This window comes from Mesorhizobium sp. J8, assembly GCF_016591715.1.
Lineage (GTDB): Bacteria > Pseudomonadota > Alphaproteobacteria > Rhizobiales > Rhizobiaceae > Mesorhizobium.
In genome coordinates this window covers 2,108,216-2,123,505 of record NZ_AP024109.1, presented here as the reverse complement: position 1 = coordinate 2,123,505, position 15,290 = coordinate 2,108,216, and the positions used below count along the sequence as shown (strand labels likewise).

The window sequence follows — 15,290 nt, the reverse complement described above, 5'->3', positions numbered from 1 at the left end:
GGCGGCTTCCTGCGCTTCCGGTGCTCACGTACTGAAAGTACGCTCCGCTCCGGTTCTCGGAATCCACCCTTCTCGACTCGGCCTGACCTGAATTTGCCAGGTGGCGATTTGTTAAAGCCACTCCAAGCTCCGGCCCTCCAGCCGCAGCAGGCGGTCCTGCGGGACATCGAGGCCCGCGGCTTCCTGCTTGGAAAGGCCAACGACCAGGCGGAAGAAGCAGCGGATGACGCCGCCATGGGTGACACAGACGGTGGGCTGCCGAAGTTCGGCGAACCATGGCTTTATCCGCTCCAGCAGCATCTCATAGCTTTCCGCCCCCTCGCCGGGCGGCTGGAAATCCCACTTGGCGTGGCGGCGGCCGTCGGTCGAACCGGGGGCGCGCTGCTCGAGCTCGGCGAAGGTGAAGCCCTGCCAGTCGCCGAAACTTATCTCCACCAGGCGCGCATCGGTGCGGTAGGCGGTGGGATCGAGGCCCATCGCCTCGCGCATCAATTCCATCGTCTCGCGCGTGCGCCGCATCGGACTGGCGACAAAATCGAAATTCGCAGGATTTCCGATGAGCTCAGCCAACCGCCGGCCGTTAAGCCTCGCCTGCCCGCGGCCAAAATCGTTGAGGTCGGTGTCGGCCTGGCCCTGCAGGCGGTGCTCGGCATTCCAATCCGTCTGGCCGTGGCGCGCGATGTAGGCGAGCGGATACATCAGGTCTTCCGAGGTCGGGCCAGGGCCTGGGACGAAGGGGCAAGCGGAGCGGATCAGTCCTTGACTGTCGAGATATCCGGCGCGTCGACCGCCTTCATGCCGACGACATGGTAGCCGGAATCGACGTGATGAACCTCGCCGGTCACGCCGCGCGACAGGTCGGACAGGAAGTAGACGCCGGAATCGCCGACCTCTTCCTGCGTCACCGTCTGCTTCAGCGGCGAATTATACTCGTTCCACTTCAGGATGTAGCGGAAGTCGCCGATGCCGGAGGCGGCGAGCGTCTTGATCGGGCCCGCGGAGATCGCGTTGACGCGGATCTTCTTGGCGCCGAGGTCGACGGCCAGATAGCGCACGCTGGCCTCGAGCGCTGCCTTGGCGACGCCCATGACATTGTAATGCGGCATCACCTTCTCGGCGCCGTAGTAGGTCAGCGTCAACAGCGAGCCGCCTTCGCTCATCAGCGGCTCGGCGCGCTTGGCAATGGTGGTGAAGGAAAACACCGAAATATCCATGGTGCGCAGGAAATTGTCGCGCGTGGTCTCGACATAGCGGCCGGTGAGCTCGTCCTTGTCGGAGAAGGCGATGGCGTGGACGAGGAAGTCGAGCTTGCCCCAATGCTTGGCGACGTCGGCAAAGACGGCGTCGAGGCTTTCCGGATCGGTGACGTCGCAATGGCCCGCGATATGCGCGTTGAGCTCGGCCGCAAGCGGCTCGACGCGCTTCTTGAAGGCCTCGCCCTGATAGGTCAGGGCGATTTCGGCGCCGTGATCGACGCAAGCCTTGGCGATGCCGAAAGCGATCGACCGATTGTTGGCGACGCCCAGGATCAGGCCCCGCTTACCGGCCATCAGGCCCTGTCCACCTGCCATGTGCAAGCTCTCCGCAAGAATATCCGCTTTGTGGAGAGCCCTATCGCACAGGCACAAAGCCCCTTCAAGCGCCCAAAAGACACTGTAACAGGAACAAAATTCCCTCGATCAGCCTTTTCGGCGGCGCATCAGGGCCTCAAGCTCAGCATCGCCGCCTTCCGGCAGCATCAGCCGCACATGGGCATAGAGATCGCCATGGCCGCCGGCCTTTTCCGGCAGACCCCTGCCCTTGATGCGCAGAACCTTGTCCGAGCTCGACCACGCCGGAACGTTGACCGCGAGCTTGCCGGTCGGCGTCTCGACCGCCACCTTGGCGCCGAGCACCGCGTCAGCCAGATCGACGGGCAGATCGACATGCAGGTCGCGCCCCTCGATGCGGTAGCGCGGATGGCGGCGGATATGGATCTTGACCAGCGCGTCGCCCGGCTGCCCCGGCCCCTGCTCGCCCTGGCCCTTCAGGCGGATCGTCTGGCCGTCCTCGACATAGGCCGGCAGCTTGACCGCCACCTTGCGGCCGTCCGGGAACATCGCCGTCACCTTATCGGCCGTGGCTGCCTCCTCGACGCTGATATCCATGGTGACGTTGAGGTCGGCCGCCTGCACCGGCTGACGCCGGTCGGCCCTGCCGGCGCCGCGGGCGCCGGAAAAGGCTTCGCCGAAGATCTGGCTGAAGATATCGCTGTTGCCGTCGAACGGATCGCCGCCCGGACGCCCGGTGCGGAATTCGAAATGCGCGCCGCCCGGGCCCTGCTGACGGCGGAAACCGGCGAACGGGTCGCCGCCGGCCGCGCCTTCAAAACCCTGGAATTTCGGCTTGCCATCGGCGTCGATCTCGCCGCGATCGTAGGCGGCGCGCGTCTTCTCGTCGCCGACGATCTCGTAAGCCTGATTGGCAGCGGCAAAACGGTCCTTCGCCTTGGGATCATTCGGATTCTGGTCCGGATGATATTTCTTGGCGAGTTTGCGGTAAGCCGATTTTATGTCCTTGGCCGATGCGTTCTTGGCAACGCCCAGCACCTCATAGGGGTCGCGCATGCTTCCTGCCTGCAAGAGAGAATGGATTTATGGTCGCCCCCTATATGCGCTCGCATAGGAAGAAATTCCAGTAGCGCAAGGGCAATTAGCGCGCAAAACTCAGAGTGCCCGAATTTCAGGACGTCCTGAAGTCAAAGCGCCTTGAATTCCTGCATGCGCCAGCCGCCGGCGCCGGCAAGGCACAGCTCGCCCTTATAGAGAGCGACGCCGTCGAAGCTCTCGCGCGTGGCGCTGAAGCGGCGGCAGGTCAGGCCGCCGTCCTTCAGCTCCACCAGTTCGGTGATGGCGCCGCGCGAGCCGGTGCCGGCATTGGCCCATGGAACCGGCTGGCCGCCAAGCTCCTTGATGTCGGCGGATGAAACAGCGTTGCCGATGGTGGTCTGGTCGGAATCCTGGTCGGCCGTAGCCGGCGCTGCAGGCGAGGACGGCGTGCTGGAGGTGACGATCGAGCGGTCGACATCGACCTTTTCCAGGCTAAAGCCGCCGGCGCCGCAGGCGGCAAGAGGAAGCGCCAACGTCAACAGCGCAGCCTTGGCGCTGGCTGAAGCGATAGCGCTCCATTGCCCGCTGTCAAAAGCTTGCGCGATACGCGACAATCGGCGAACTCCTCCCGCAATGTTAAAAATTTGGAAAACTATGAACGAAACCGAGTTAACAAGCAGTGACTTCACCGAAGCGGCGGAGCCGTTTCGGCTGTTTGCCGCATGGCTGGAAGACGCCACACAGAGCGAGCCCAACGATCCCAACGGCGTGGCGCTGGCAACCGTCGACGCCGACGGCATGCCGGATGTGCGGATGGTGCTGCTCAAGGGGTTCGACGAAAAGGGATTTGTCTTCTACACGAATTTCGAGAGCGCCAAGGGCCGCGAGATACTTGGCAGCATGAAGGCGGCGATGTGCTTCCACTGGAAATCGCTGCGCCGACAGGTGCGCGTGCGCGGACCGGTGGAGATCGTCAGCGACGCCGAGGCCGACGCTTATTATGCGACGAGGCCGCGCGGCAGCCGCATCGGCGCCTGGGCCTCGAAACAGTCGCGGCCACTGGAAAGCCGCTTCGCGCTGGAGAAGGCGGTGGCCGAATACACGGCGCGCTACGCGATCGGCGAGATCCCGCGGCCGAAGCACTGGTCGGGCTTCCGCATCGTGCCGCAAACGATCGAATTCTGGCACGACCGCCCGTTCCGCCTGCATGACCGCGTGGTATTCTCGCGCAACGCCGCCGGTGGTTGGGACAAGACCAGGCTTTATCCTTGAGCTTGCGGCGGGCTTAGCCCTTCTTGCGTGTCATGAAAGCGGTGAGCGCGGCGCGCGCCTCTTCGGAGGTCAGCCGCTCGCGGAAATGCTGGCTCTCGACCTCGATGCGGGCGATCAATTCCGCGCGCGGCTCGCGCATCAGGTCGCGCGCGATCTTCAGCGCCTGCGGCGGCTTGGCGGCGATGCCGTTAGCGGCCGCCAGCACCGCGCCTTCCAGCGCGTCTTCGGCGACGACCTCGTAGATCAGGCCGGCGGCCTTGGCGCGCTCGGCCGAAAAGCCCTCGCCGAGGCCGAGCAGCGCGAAGGCGCCCTGCCGTCCGAGAAGCTGCGGCGCGATGAGGCTGGAGCCGGCCTCCGGCACCAGGCCGAGATCGACGAAGGGCGTGCGAAAGAGCGTGCGCGGCGTGGCGAAGGTCAGGTCGCAATGCAGATTGAGCGTGGTGCCGATGCCCACCGCGATGCCGTCGACGCCCGATACCATCGGCTTCTGCGACTTGGCCAGCGCCATCAGGAAATCCCAGACCTCGTTGCCGCCCTCGCCGCCGGTGGCGATGGCCAGGAAATCGGCGAGGTCGTTGCCGGAGGAAAAGGCGCCTGGAACGCCGAGGAAGACGTGGACGCGGACCGCCGGATCGGCATCGCCTTCGGCGAGCGCTGCCGACATTTTCGCATACATGGCGCGGGTCAGCGCGTTCTTCTTGTCGGGGCGGTTGATGCGGATGATCTGCACGGCGCCCTGGCGCTCGACGAGGATATGGTCTGTCACGATTGGTCCTTTGAACGTCAGGATGCTTAAGCGGAAATCAGCGCCTTGCCGGCGGCGGCGAGGCTTTCTGCGCCGTCGAGGACGCGCTCCTTGAGCGCGCGCGTCTCGCCGAGCAGATTTTCGGCGAAGAAGCGGCAAAGCGGGATGCGACTGCGATCGGCGAGCCCGCCCTGCGCCAGATAGGCGCCGCCGGCGGCAAGCGAGATGAGGCGCAGATAAGGCGTGGCGCCGGCCATCGCGGCGTCGGCCTTGCCCTCGCCCGTGAGCTTTTGCAGGAAGCGCGTCGCCTCGTCGAGATCGGCAAGGGCACGGTCGAGGTTGTCGGCAGTGCGGCCGAAACCGTCGATGTTGGAGGTGCGCACGGCGTCCGCCACCGCTTTCAATTCGCCGATATAGGAATGCACATGCTCGCCGCCGCCGAGCGGCAGCTTTCGCGCCACGAGATCGATCGCCTGGATGCCGTTGGTGCCTTCATAGATCGGCGCGATGCGCGCGTCGCGATAAAGCGCCGCGGCACCCGTCTCCTCGATGAACCCCATGCCGCCATGCACCTGGACGCCCAGCGAGGCGACTTCGACGCCGACATCGGTGGAGAAGGCTTTGGCGAGCGGTGTCAGCAGGCTGGCGCGGTCGTGCCATTTCGCCGCTGCCTCGCCCTCGCCGACACGCGCGCGGTCGATGGCATGGGCGCAGGAATAGCTGATCGAGCGAGCGATCTGGGTCAGAGCCCGCATGGTGAGCAGGTTGCGCTGCACGTCGGGGTGATGGACGATCGGCGCCATGCCGGAGCCGGAATAGGCGGAAGCCTTACCCTGGCGGCGCTCATTGGCATAGGCGATCGCCTTCTGGGTGGCGGTCTCGGCCACCGCCACGCCCTGCATGCCGACGGCAAGGCGGGCGTTGTTCATCATCGTGAACATGCAGGCCAGCCCCTTGTTCTCCTCGCCGATCAGCCAGCCGACGGCGCCGGGCGTCGCACCCTGGAAACCGTCGCCATAGATCATGGTGCAGGTCGGCGAGGCATGGATGCCGAGCTTGTGCTCGAGGCCGGAACAGAAGACATCGTTGCGGGCGCCAAGCGAGCCGTCGTCGTTGACGAAGAATTTCGGCACCAGAAACAGCGAGATGCCGCGCGTGCCGGCCGGCGCATCGGGAAGCCGCGCCAGCACCAGATGCACGATGTTGTCGGTGAAATCATGCTCGCCATAGGTGATGAATATCTTCTGGCCGAAGATGCGATAGGTGCCGTCGCCGACCGGCTCGGCGCGGCTGCGCAGGGCCGCGAGGTCCGAGCCTGCATGAGGCTCGGTCAGGTTCATCGTGCCCATCCACTCGCCCGATACGAGCTTTGCGAGATATTTGGCCTTGAGTTCCGCCGAGGCGTGCTTGTCCAGCGCCTCGACCGCACCCATGGTCAGCGTCGGGCCGATGCCGAAGGCCATGGCGGCGGAGTTCCACATTTCGAGAGCGGCGACCCCGAGCATGGTCGGCAGGCCCTGGCCGCCGAACTCCTCCGGACCCGACAGCGCGTTCCAGCCACCCTCGATCCAGCGCCGGTAAAGCTCCTTCCAGCCGGGCGGCGTGGTGACGGTGGCGTCCTTAAGCACCGCGCCATGCTCGTCGCCGATCCTATAGAGCGGCGCCACTTCCTCGCTGGCGAAGCGCCCGGCTTCCGCCAGGATCGCGTCGACAATATCCTCGCCGAGATCGCCGAAAGTGCCGGCATCAAGCGCCGGCTTCAACCCCGCTACGTGCTTGAGCGTAAAGGCGATATCCCCGACCGGCGCGCGATACATATCTGCTCCTCCTCCGTTCCAGCCAACCGTAATCGCATGGCCGAAGCGAAACCATGCGTCGGTTCGCACCTTCTTTTTACGTAAACGTCAAACTTTGTCACGCGGATTTTGTGTAGAGGTCGTCACCATGGGCGGAGCGAACACATCTGAGCTTCGTCATCCACGGGTGGAGGGGCGCGAAGCAATTGCTGCTCAAAACTTCTACGCCGAATTGCAACCGGCTGGTATGATCCGTCGATTGCGGACCAAAGCGAACCGGAACACCCCATGCTTGCCAGACCCGACGCCTATCGTTGCATCGAATGCGGCCTGCCCTATGGGGCACCGGGCTTCCAATACTATCATGGCATGCTGGAAGAAGGCGCCGCCTACTGGACCGATCGCGGCCTATTGTGCTCGGCGCAATGCTCGCTCGCGCATCACAAGAAGCGCAGGGCCGAAGGCACGTTGCCGCAAGAGCCGGCGCCCGATCCGTTCGAGGTTCCGTCGCTGTTCAGGCGCTGATCGATCCCTCAGCGTATGTTGCGGCCCACCGCCTGCAGCGCCAGGAAGGCTTCGTAACGCTTGTCATGCCACGTCCGCACGGTGCCGGTCGCAGGCCTGAAAACGTCGCCAAGCCGGGACATTGCAGGCATGGCGGTGGAAAGGTCAGGATAGCGGCCGGATGCCACCGCACCGAGCATGGCGGCGCCCAGCAGCACCGGTTCGGGCGATTGCGACGCGGCGACCGCCAGGCCGGCTGCGTCGGCAAGCAACTGGCGCACCAGCGGCGACTGTCCGGCGCCGCCGCTGATGACGATGGTGTCGACGGCGAGACCGGAGGACGCCATCGCAGCCACGATCTGGCGCACGCCGTAACCGAGGCCGCAAAGTCCGGCCACGTAGAGACCGACGAGACTTTCGACGGAACGGTCGGTGCTTAGCCCGGCGATCAGGCCGCGCGCATCGGGATCGGCCAAGGGCGAACGATTGCCGAGGAATTCGGGCACGACGTGCATGCTGCCCGCAAGTGTGGCGGCGGCCGACAAATCGGGCGAAGCCGCGGTGGCGGCCGCCGCCAGCCAATCGACAAGCGATTTGCCGTCGGCCGCGGCGCGCGCGGCAGCCTCGGCCGCGGCCGGATGAAAATGCACCAGGAGATCGATGGCCGCGCCGGCCGCCGACTGTCCGCCCTCGCTCAGCCATAAGCCAGGCACCATGGCCGAATAATAGGGGCCCCAGACTCCTGGAACGAAGGCCGGGCCGTTGCTGCTTGCCATGGTGCAGGCCGAGGTGCCGAGCACATAGGCCATGCGCGAGGAAATAGTGCCGGCGTCGCCCGCGGCGCCTACCGTACCGACGCCGCCGGCATGGGCATCGATCAGCCCGGCGGCGGCGACCGTGCCCGCGACCAGCCCCAATTCAGCGGCCGCCGCTTCCGTCAGACCGGCGCCCAGCGCCGTGCCGGGATCGACAACATCGGTGCCGATGCGGGCAAAACCTTCCTCGGCAAGCTCGCCGAGCCCCACGGCATGGAAATAGCTTTCGTCCCATCGCCGCTCGTGGCCGAGATAGGTCCATTTGCAGGCGAGCGTGCAGACCGAACGGGCAAGGCTGCCGGTGGCGCGCCAAGTGAGATAGTCGGCGAGATCGAAGAAATGCCTCGCTTTGGCGAAGGTCTGGGGCAGGTTCTCCTTCAGCCACAAAAGCTTCGGCGTTTCCATCTCCGGCGAAATGACGCCGCCGACATAGTCGAGGACCGGATGCCGGAGGGCGTTGATGCGCCGGGTCTGGTCGAGGGCGCGATGATCCATCCAGACGATGATGTTCCTGTCGCTTTCTCCCGAGCGGCCGACCGGCAAAGGCTGTCCATCATCGCCGACCACCACCAGGGAGCAGGTCGCGTCGAAGCCGATGCCGCCGATTTCCCGGGGATCGACGCCCGCCTTCGCAACCGCCTCGCGCACGCTGGCGCAGACCGCCTGCCAGATGTCGCGGCTCGACTGCTCGGCGATCTCACCGGGCTCGACGAAGAGCGCGATATCGCGCTTGGCGGAAGCAAGCAGATCGCCGCGCTCGTCAAAGAGGCCGGCGCGCGCGCTGCCGGTACCGACATCGATGCCGAGGAAGTGAGAGGGCATGGGGGGACCTCAAAGATAGGGGAGTAGGCAGTAGGCAGTAGGCAGTAGGCAGTAGGCAGTAGGCAGTAGGCAGTAGGAGATGGTCAGTGTTGGACTGCCGGGGGCAATGGCTTCTTTTCCCTATTCCCTACTGCCCAATTCCTACTGACTATAGATCGTTGCTCTGCGGCAGGATCACCAGATCCCGAATGGTGACATTCCTCGGTCGCGTCAGCATGAACAATACGGCTTCCGCGACCTCTGTCGGCTGCATCAGCCCGCCGGCCGCCAGCTCGTCCTCGAGCTTCTGCTTCGGCCAGTCGCTGATCAGGGCCGTCACGACCGGCCCCGGCGCCACGGCGCCGACGCGCAGGCCATGCTTGGCGACCTGCCGGCGCAGCGTGTGGACGAAGGCCTGGATGGCGTGCTTGGAGGCCGTGTAGACCGGCTCCCAGACCACGGGAACGAGCCCGGCAATCGAACTGGTGACGATGATGTCGCCGGTCTTGCGTCCAACCATATGCGGCAGCACCGCATGCACCGAGCGGAACACCGAGTTGATGTTGAGGTTCAGCATGCGGTCCCACGCGTCGGGATCGCCGTTGAGGATCTCGCCGCCGACATAGGAACCGGCATTGGCATGGAAGATGTCGAGCTGGCCGGCCTTGTCGAGGATGCCGGGCAGCATGGTCGCCACGCTGGCGGGGTTGGTGAGGTCGACCACCAGCGGGATCGCGCCGTCGCCGAGCTCGGCAACGACCTCCTTCAGCCTGTCCTCGGCGCGATCGACCAGCACGACGCGGGCGCCGGCGGCAAGCATCGCCCTGGCGCATTCGAGGCCGATGCCCGATGCCGCGCCGGTGACCGCGGCGACTTTTCCCGAAAGATCTTGAGCCATGTGTACCCTTCTCGTTTGAACTGTTCAGGCGCGGCCGTGCGAAGCACGGGAACGGCGCGCTAGGGAGTCGACGATCACGGCGATGGCTAGAACGGCACCGGTGATCATGTAGCGAAGCGACGAGGACAGATCGAGCAGCGTCAGGCCGCTGGCGATCGACTGGATGACGATGATGCCGAGCAGCGCGGAATAGGCGCTGCCGCGGCCGCCGAACAGGCTGGTGCCGCCGATGACGGCGGCCGCGATGGCGTTCAGGTTGACGTCGCCGGTGCCGGCCTGCTGGCTGGCGGAAGCAAGCCGCGCCGCCGCGAGCACGCCGCCCAGCGCGGCAAAGAGCGAGCACAGCGCGAAGGCGCTGAGATAGATGGCGCGTACCTTGATGCCGGCGCGGCGTGCCGCCTCGCGGTTGCCGCCGACGGCGGTCATCGAACGCCCCCATTTGGTCCGGGTCAGCGCATAGTTCATCGCCACGACGAGGCCGACGAACAGGCCGAACATCCACGGGATGCCACGCGACTGGTTGAGGTAGGCGACGATCAGCTGGAGGCCGACGGTTATGGCAACGACACGCAGGACGAGCCCAGCCACGGACGGTGCCGACAGATTGGCCGCGCGGCGGCGCGTGACGGTGCGAAGTCCTGTGACCAGCATGGCCAGGCCTGGGACAACCGCCAAGGTGTGGGAAACCCATTTCGGCATCACCATCAACTGGCCGAAATCCACCAAGGCGGAGCCGTATGGCAAGTTGATCGAGCCGGTGGAGCCGAGGATGTAAAGCTGCATGCCCAGAACCGCGAGCAGGCCGGCCAGCGTCGAAACGAAGCTCGGCATGCCGAGCCGGTTGAACAAAAGCGCATAGAGCGAGCCGATCAGGGCGCCGAAAGCCAGCGCGGCCAAGATGGCGAGCGCAACCGGCCAGCCCTGGTTGACCCAGAGCGTGCCGACCAGCGCCGAGGCGAAGCCGCTGATCGAGCCGACCGAGAGGTCGATCTCGCCGACCATCAGCACGCAGACGATGCCGAGCGCGATGACGCCGACCGTCGAGCAGTCGAACAGGAGATTGACCAGATTGCTGCTGGAAACGAAGACCGGGTTGAGGCTGGTGAACACGGTCCAGATGACGACGAGGCCGACGATGACCGGCAGCGAGCCGAGATCGCCGCTGCGCACGCGGTCGAGGAAGGCGCTGATCGCGCCGCCGATGCCGGCTTCATGCTTCACCCGGGCATCGGCGCGGTCGAGCGCCAGGGGAGCCGAATTGCCTTGCTCCGTCATGGACGCTGCTCCCCCGCCTGTGCGCTGTGATCGCGTTCTGCCCGCAGGCGCTCGGCGCGGCGCGACACCGCGTTGTTGGACGCGCCGGTGATGGCGCTCACCAGGTCCTGGTTCGAGGCGTCGGGCTCGAAGACGCCGTTGTTGCGCCCGAGCCTCAGCACCACGATGCGGTCGGCGACGGCGCGGACATCCTCCATGTTGTGGCTGATCATGACGACGCCGAGGCCGCGCGCGCGGACGCGGTCGATGAGGTTGAGCACCTCCGCCGTCTGGGCCACGCCGAGAGCGGCGGTCGGCTCGTCGAGCAGGATGAGTTTCGGCTCAAGCAGCAGCGAGCGCGCGATGGCGACCGTCTGGCGCTGGCCGCCGGACAGCGAGGCGACCGCCTCGCGCACGCTGGGAATCCGCGCCGACAATTCGTTGAGCAGCGTCCAGGCGCGCATCTCCATCGCCACCTCGTCCAGCCGCAGCGGGCTGAGCTCGTTGCCGAGGAAGATGTTGGCGACCACATCGAGGTTCTCGCAAAGCGCCAGATCCTGGAAGACCGTGGCGATGCCGAGCGTCAGCGCCGCGCGCGGGTCGGGGAGCGTGACCGGCTGGCCGCGGAAATTGATCGTGCCCGAGCTCGGCTGGTGCACGCCGGCAAGGATCTTGACCAGCGTCGACTTGCCGGCGCCGTTGTCGCCGACAAGTGCTACGACCTCGCCGGCATGGACATCGAAATCGATATCGGTCAGCGCCGAGACGGCGCCGAAATTCTTCGATATGCCGCGCAGGCTGAGCACCAGCTCGCCGACGGAAGCTGACCTTTCAAAACTCTCGCTCATGCTCCGCCTTTCCTGACAGTCTTTCGTTGGACATCCGGCCGCCGAGGGACGGCCGGATGCCACTTGATCAGTTGGTGATACCGAGCTTCTTGCAGCCCTCGGCATAGCGGTCGACGCAGAGCTCGGCCGCCGTGTTGATCTTCTTGTCGATGATCTCGGCCTTGAGGTTCTCCTGTGTCACCACCGCGGGCGTGAAGAGCTGCGAAGGCGTGTCGTAGAGCGTCATCTCGGCCTTCGGCGTCTCGCCCGACAACAGCTTGACGGCGACGTTGGCCGCGGCGGCCGCGACGATCTCGCTCGGCTTGGAGATGGTGTTGTACTGGTCGCCGGCGATGATCAGCTGCAGCGCCGCGATCGTCGCGTCGTTGCCGGTCACCGGCGGAACCGGATCGACGCCGGCCGCCTTGAAGGCCGCGATCGCGCCGCCGCCGGTGCCGTCATTGGCGGCGACGACGCCGAGGATCTTGGTGCCGAAGCGGGTGATCTGGCCGCTCGCCCATTGCTGGGCCTTCGGTGGCGCCCATTCCGGCGTGTCGAACTCGGCCAGGATCGGATAGCCGCTGTTGTCGAGGCCCTCATGGATGCCTTTTTTGATCAGGCCCGCAGCGGCGTCGGTCGGCGAGCCGTTGATCTGCAGCAGGCCGCCGCCGGCCGGGTCGACCTTGAGCGCCTTGAGATGCCCGACCAGCGAATCGGCGATGGCCTTGCCGATGCCTTCATTGTTGAAGGACACGTAGAAATCGGCGGGCGCCGTCGGGATGGGCCGGTCATAGGCGATGACCTTGACGCCCTGACTCTGCGCCAGCTTGACCAGCGAGGCGGCGGCGGTTGAATCGACCGGATCGAGCACGATCGCCTTGGCGCCCTGCGAGATCACCGAATTGAACTGCTGCTGCTGGCGCGCCGCGTCGGCATCGGCGTTCTGGTAGATCACCTTGCAGCCCGGGCAGAGCTTCTTCATCTCCGCGACGAAGCCCGGATAATCGTGCTGCTCGTAGCGGGTCGATGCCTGGTCAGGCATCAGGAAGGCCACCGTGGCGTCGGTGACCGTGTCCGCGAATGCCGCGGTGCTGCCGAGCAGCGAGACGGCGAAAACGGCGGCGATCGTCGGTTTCAAGGCAAACGGCGATTTCCAAGCATGTCTGGTCATTCGAATGTCTCCGTTTCGAGAAATGGTTTCACGAGGACCCGCGCGGTGGACGGCGCGCCAGGCCTTGACTGCATGTCGAACTGTTGCGAGGAGTATGACGGCGGCCGGGGATCACTCGATCCCGATAAGCCACGCGGACATCCTCCTGAACGTGCTGGATTTCGGGCAAACGAACCCCAGCACAGGGTGCCCTGCACCCCGCGTTTTTCCTTCCCTGAATGTTTCCTTGTTTGGTGCAATTCCTGACGAAAGATCTTCGGACTGGAATTGCTTTGAGCTCCTCCCGCTTCCTCCCTGTTAGGCGGCAATCTCCGCGTTGATGTTCTCAGCCAGCAAGGCCCGGAAGCGCGAAGGCGACATGCCTTTCTGCGCCAGGAACTGGCGGTTGAAATTCGAGATGTTGTTGTAGCCGGCGGCGTAGCAAATCTCGGTGATCGACATTTGCGCCTCGCTCATCAAAAGCTGGCAGGCGAGGTTGATGCGCAGCCGGTTGACATACTGCACCAGCGCCATTCCGGTGTGACGGCGGAAGCTGCGCGAGAAGGCGCTCGGGCTGCGCCCGGCAATCTCGGCAAGCGTCCCTTCGCTGAACGGCTCGGTGAGGTGGCAGTTGATGTAGGCGAGCGCCTGGTTGATGCCGGCCGACATGAAGCCGGAGGGATCCGGAAGATAGCCGGCGCTGGCCAACGTGCGGACATCGCCGGCGCGGTTCAAGATGTCGAGCACGGCCATGAACAGCGCCAGGCGGCGCACGCCCTGCGCCTCGGTCAGCTCCGCAAGCAAAGGCGCGGCGAGTTCGGCCGTTGCCGGCGAGAACAGCGCGCCGCGGCGGCTGGTTTCGAGGATACCGGCGCAGGCCGCAAGTTCGGGCAAGGCGGCGGAAGCGCCGGCGATGAATTCCTCCGAGAACTGCACGACACGGCCGCGCAGCGGCACGGTCTCGCCCGGCGGCACGTCGCTGACCCAGTTGTGCGGCAGGTTGGGCCCGGTGAGAACGAGATTGCCCGGCTCGAACTCGCCGATGAAGTCGCCGACGAAATAACGGCCGGTGGTGGCGACGACCAGATGCAATTCGTATTCGGGATGGAAGTGCCAGCGCACGGTGCGGAAAGGGTAGCCGTGGGCCCAGGCCTTGAACGACTCTCCCTGTCTGATCTGGACGACTTCCAGGTCCGGATTCATCTTCATTTTCCTCCCCGCGCGGGTCCGGTCTTTTGACCGGTTGCTGCGCTTCGTCAGGCGGGTCCGTGTCTTCCCACTGGCCACCGTGGTTGAAAGCTTAGGCGGCAATTGAAGCGCCTGCCACCACGGCTTGTCCACCCGACCGATACTTTTTTGACGTTTCGACGCGGACCGAAGCAAGCCGATGTTTTGAAAGCAATTCCTTAACCATAGCGGTTCAGGATCGTTCACTGGTCAGTGGGGACACCCTGATTGAAAAAGCCGGCGCGCCCTCTTCGCCGCCTGGCGCTTCTCGCTACGGCGATTGCGCTGGGCACGGCGGCACAGGCCTCGGATTTCTCCGAGCCGTGGAAGAATGCCGACCGCCCGCTGGTGATCGACGCCTACGAATACAATTCCATCGACTGGCAGCAGCTCGTCACCGACAAGCGCATCGCCGGCTTCATCAACAAGGCGTCCGACGGGCTGCCGCCGCCCTATGTCTGCTTCGGCGCAGAGGCGGACGTCAAACTCTGCAAGGCGCAGTGGAAGCGCTATGCGGTGACGCGTGAATTGTTCCAGACGCGCAAGGTCGTGGCGAAGGCGCTCGGCCTGAAATGGGGCGCCTATCACCTGGCCCGTCCCGGCAACCCGGTCGAGCAGGCCAACAATTTCATCGATTTCGCCGAGCCGGCGCCGGATGAGCTGATGGCCCTGGACATTGAAGGCATTGACCCTACGCAATGGATGTCGCTGGACGACGCCGAGGAATTCGTGCGCCAGGTGCATCGCCGCCTCGGCCGCTTCCCGGTGCTCTATGTCAACGGCAAGACCGCCCAGTATATCGCCGACAACCGCTACCAGTATCGGCTCCTGTCGCGGCTGCCGCTGTGGTATGCGCGCTACAAGCCGGACATCGACGTGCATTTCCCGATGGGCAACTGGCAGGGTTATGCGCTCTGGCAGTTCTCGGCGCAGGCCAATTGCGGCCATTTCTCCTGCCCCTACCGCGTGCCCGGCACGCCCAACGACATCGATGTCAGCGTCGCGCCGATGAGCGCCGACGAGTTGCGCCGGCAATGGGCCTTCGGCGGGCTGCTCGACGTGCCGGCCGACTACCTTGCCTCGATCCCGGTGCCGATACCGCGCGAAAAAGCCCTCGCCGGCAAGGTCACGATTACCTATGCCGATGTGGCGACGCCGCCGACCGTGGAGGAAATGGTTGCCGTGCTCGGCGCGCGCTGGGAGAAATTCCGCGACGGGTTCCGCATGCCGGTGGTGAAGACGGTGCCGCGGCGCGCCATTTTCGGCATCGTGCAATATGTCGCCTGGCAACGCTCCGGACAGCGCACGCCCGAGCAGATCGACGCGGCCTTCGCCGCAGCGGATCCGGTCAGCACCGCCTCGACCACGCTCGACAGCGCCAAGCGCTGACTTTCCGGCACTCGCCAGCCGATA

15 protein-coding genes are annotated in these 15,290 nt (G+C 65.2%); 3 read left to right on the top strand and 12 right to left on the bottom strand.

Features of this window, described 5'->3' with window-relative positions; translation table 11 throughout:
* Positions 1-111: 111 nt before the first annotated feature.
* The 4 genes from MJ8_RS09740 to MJ8_RS09725 form a co-directional block, all read right to left on the bottom strand.
* Positions 112-699, bottom strand: coding sequence for a histidine phosphatase family protein (locus MJ8_RS09740; protein ID WP_201414177.1), 588 nt, complete (start codon positions 697-699; stop codon positions 112-114).
* Positions 700-752: 53 nt separating this feature from the next.
* Complete coding sequence (gene fabI, locus MJ8_RS09735) at positions 753-1,571, bottom strand: enoyl-ACP reductase FabI (RefSeq protein WP_201414176.1); 819 nt, start codon at positions 1,569-1,571, stop codon at positions 753-755.
* A gap of 108 nt (positions 1,572-1,679) precedes the next feature.
* Positions 1,680-2,606 carry a DnaJ C-terminal domain-containing protein gene (locus tag MJ8_RS09730; protein WP_201414175.1) on the bottom strand — a complete coding sequence of 309 codons (927 nt, stop codon included), beginning with the start codon at positions 2,604-2,606 and terminating at the stop codon, positions 1,680-1,682.
* 131 nt (positions 2,607-2,737) lie between these two features.
* The gene (locus MJ8_RS09725; RefSeq protein WP_201414174.1) at positions 2,738-3,202 is read right to left on the bottom strand and encodes an RT0821/Lpp0805 family surface protein; all 465 of its coding nucleotides are present in this window, start codon (positions 3,200-3,202) and stop codon (positions 2,738-2,740) included.
* 40 nt (positions 3,203-3,242) lie between these two features.
* Between MJ8_RS09725 and pdxH the strand changes: the two genes are divergently transcribed.
* Positions 3,243-3,860 carry a pyridoxamine 5'-phosphate oxidase gene (gene pdxH, locus MJ8_RS09720; protein ID WP_201414173.1) on the top strand — a complete coding sequence of 206 codons (618 nt, stop codon included), beginning with the start codon at positions 3,243-3,245 and terminating at the stop codon, positions 3,858-3,860.
* 13 nt (positions 3,861-3,873) lie between these two features.
* On the opposite strand, the gene MJ8_RS09715 is transcribed toward pdxH, so the two are convergent.
* Together MJ8_RS09715 and MJ8_RS09710 are read right to left on the bottom strand one after the other, a co-directional pair.
* A complete protein-coding gene (locus MJ8_RS09715; RefSeq protein WP_201414172.1) occupies positions 3,874-4,626 on the bottom strand; it encodes a crotonase/enoyl-CoA hydratase family protein in 753 nt (250 codons plus the stop codon).
* Positions 4,627-4,652: 26 nt separating this feature from the next.
* Positions 4,653-6,422 carry an acyl-CoA dehydrogenase family protein gene (locus MJ8_RS09710; RefSeq protein WP_201414171.1) on the bottom strand — a complete coding sequence of 590 codons (1,770 nt, stop codon included), beginning with the start codon at positions 6,420-6,422 and terminating at the stop codon, positions 4,653-4,655.
* A gap of 267 nt (positions 6,423-6,689) precedes the next feature.
* On the opposite strand from MJ8_RS09710, the gene MJ8_RS09705 reads away from it, so the two are divergent.
* Positions 6,690-6,926: a hypothetical protein gene (locus MJ8_RS09705; RefSeq protein WP_201414170.1), complete on the top strand. Its 237-nt coding sequence runs from the start codon at positions 6,690-6,692 to the stop codon at positions 6,924-6,926.
* Between the two features lie 8 nt (positions 6,927-6,934).
* Here the strand turns inward: MJ8_RS09705 and MJ8_RS09700 are convergent, their stop codons facing one another.
* The 6 genes from MJ8_RS09700 to MJ8_RS09675 all read right to left on the bottom strand — a co-directional run bounded on the left by MJ8_RS09700 (position 6,935) and on the right by MJ8_RS09675 (position 13,853).
* The gene (locus MJ8_RS09700; RefSeq protein WP_201414169.1) at positions 6,935-8,542 is read right to left on the bottom strand and encodes an FGGY-family carbohydrate kinase; all 1,608 of its coding nucleotides are present in this window, start codon (positions 8,540-8,542) and stop codon (positions 6,935-6,937) included.
* Positions 8,543-8,690: 148 nt separating this feature from the next.
* Entirely contained in the window at positions 8,691-9,419 is a 729-nt protein-coding gene (locus MJ8_RS09695) for an SDR family oxidoreductase (RefSeq protein ID WP_201414168.1), read from the bottom strand.
* A 24-nt stretch (positions 9,420-9,443) separates the two neighbouring features.
* Positions 9,444-10,694, bottom strand: a complete 1,251-nt coding sequence (locus MJ8_RS09690; RefSeq protein WP_201414167.1) for a sugar ABC transporter permease — start codon at positions 10,692-10,694, stop codon at positions 9,444-9,446.
* Positions 10,691-11,521, bottom strand: a complete 831-nt coding sequence (locus MJ8_RS09685) for an ATP-binding cassette domain-containing protein (protein WP_201414166.1) — start codon at positions 11,519-11,521, stop codon at positions 10,691-10,693. The genes MJ8_RS09690 and MJ8_RS09685 overlap by 4 nt, the downstream gene beginning before the upstream one ends.
* A gap of 67 nt (positions 11,522-11,588) precedes the next feature.
* The gene (locus tag MJ8_RS09680) at positions 11,589-12,671 is read right to left on the bottom strand and encodes a sugar ABC transporter substrate-binding protein (protein ID WP_201414165.1); all 1,083 of its coding nucleotides are present in this window, start codon (positions 12,669-12,671) and stop codon (positions 11,589-11,591) included.
* A gap of 297 nt (positions 12,672-12,968) precedes the next feature.
* Positions 12,969-13,853: an AraC family transcriptional regulator gene (locus tag MJ8_RS09675; RefSeq protein WP_201415378.1), complete on the bottom strand. Its 885-nt coding sequence runs from the start codon at positions 13,851-13,853 to the stop codon at positions 12,969-12,971.
* A gap of 252 nt (positions 13,854-14,105) precedes the next feature.
* Between MJ8_RS09675 and MJ8_RS09670 the strand changes: the two genes are divergently transcribed.
* The gene (locus tag MJ8_RS09670; protein ID WP_140748273.1) at positions 14,106-15,266 is read left to right on the top strand and encodes a glycoside hydrolase family 25 protein; all 1,161 of its coding nucleotides are present in this window, start codon (positions 14,106-14,108) and stop codon (positions 15,264-15,266) included.
* Positions 15,267-15,290: the final 24 nt, after the last annotated feature.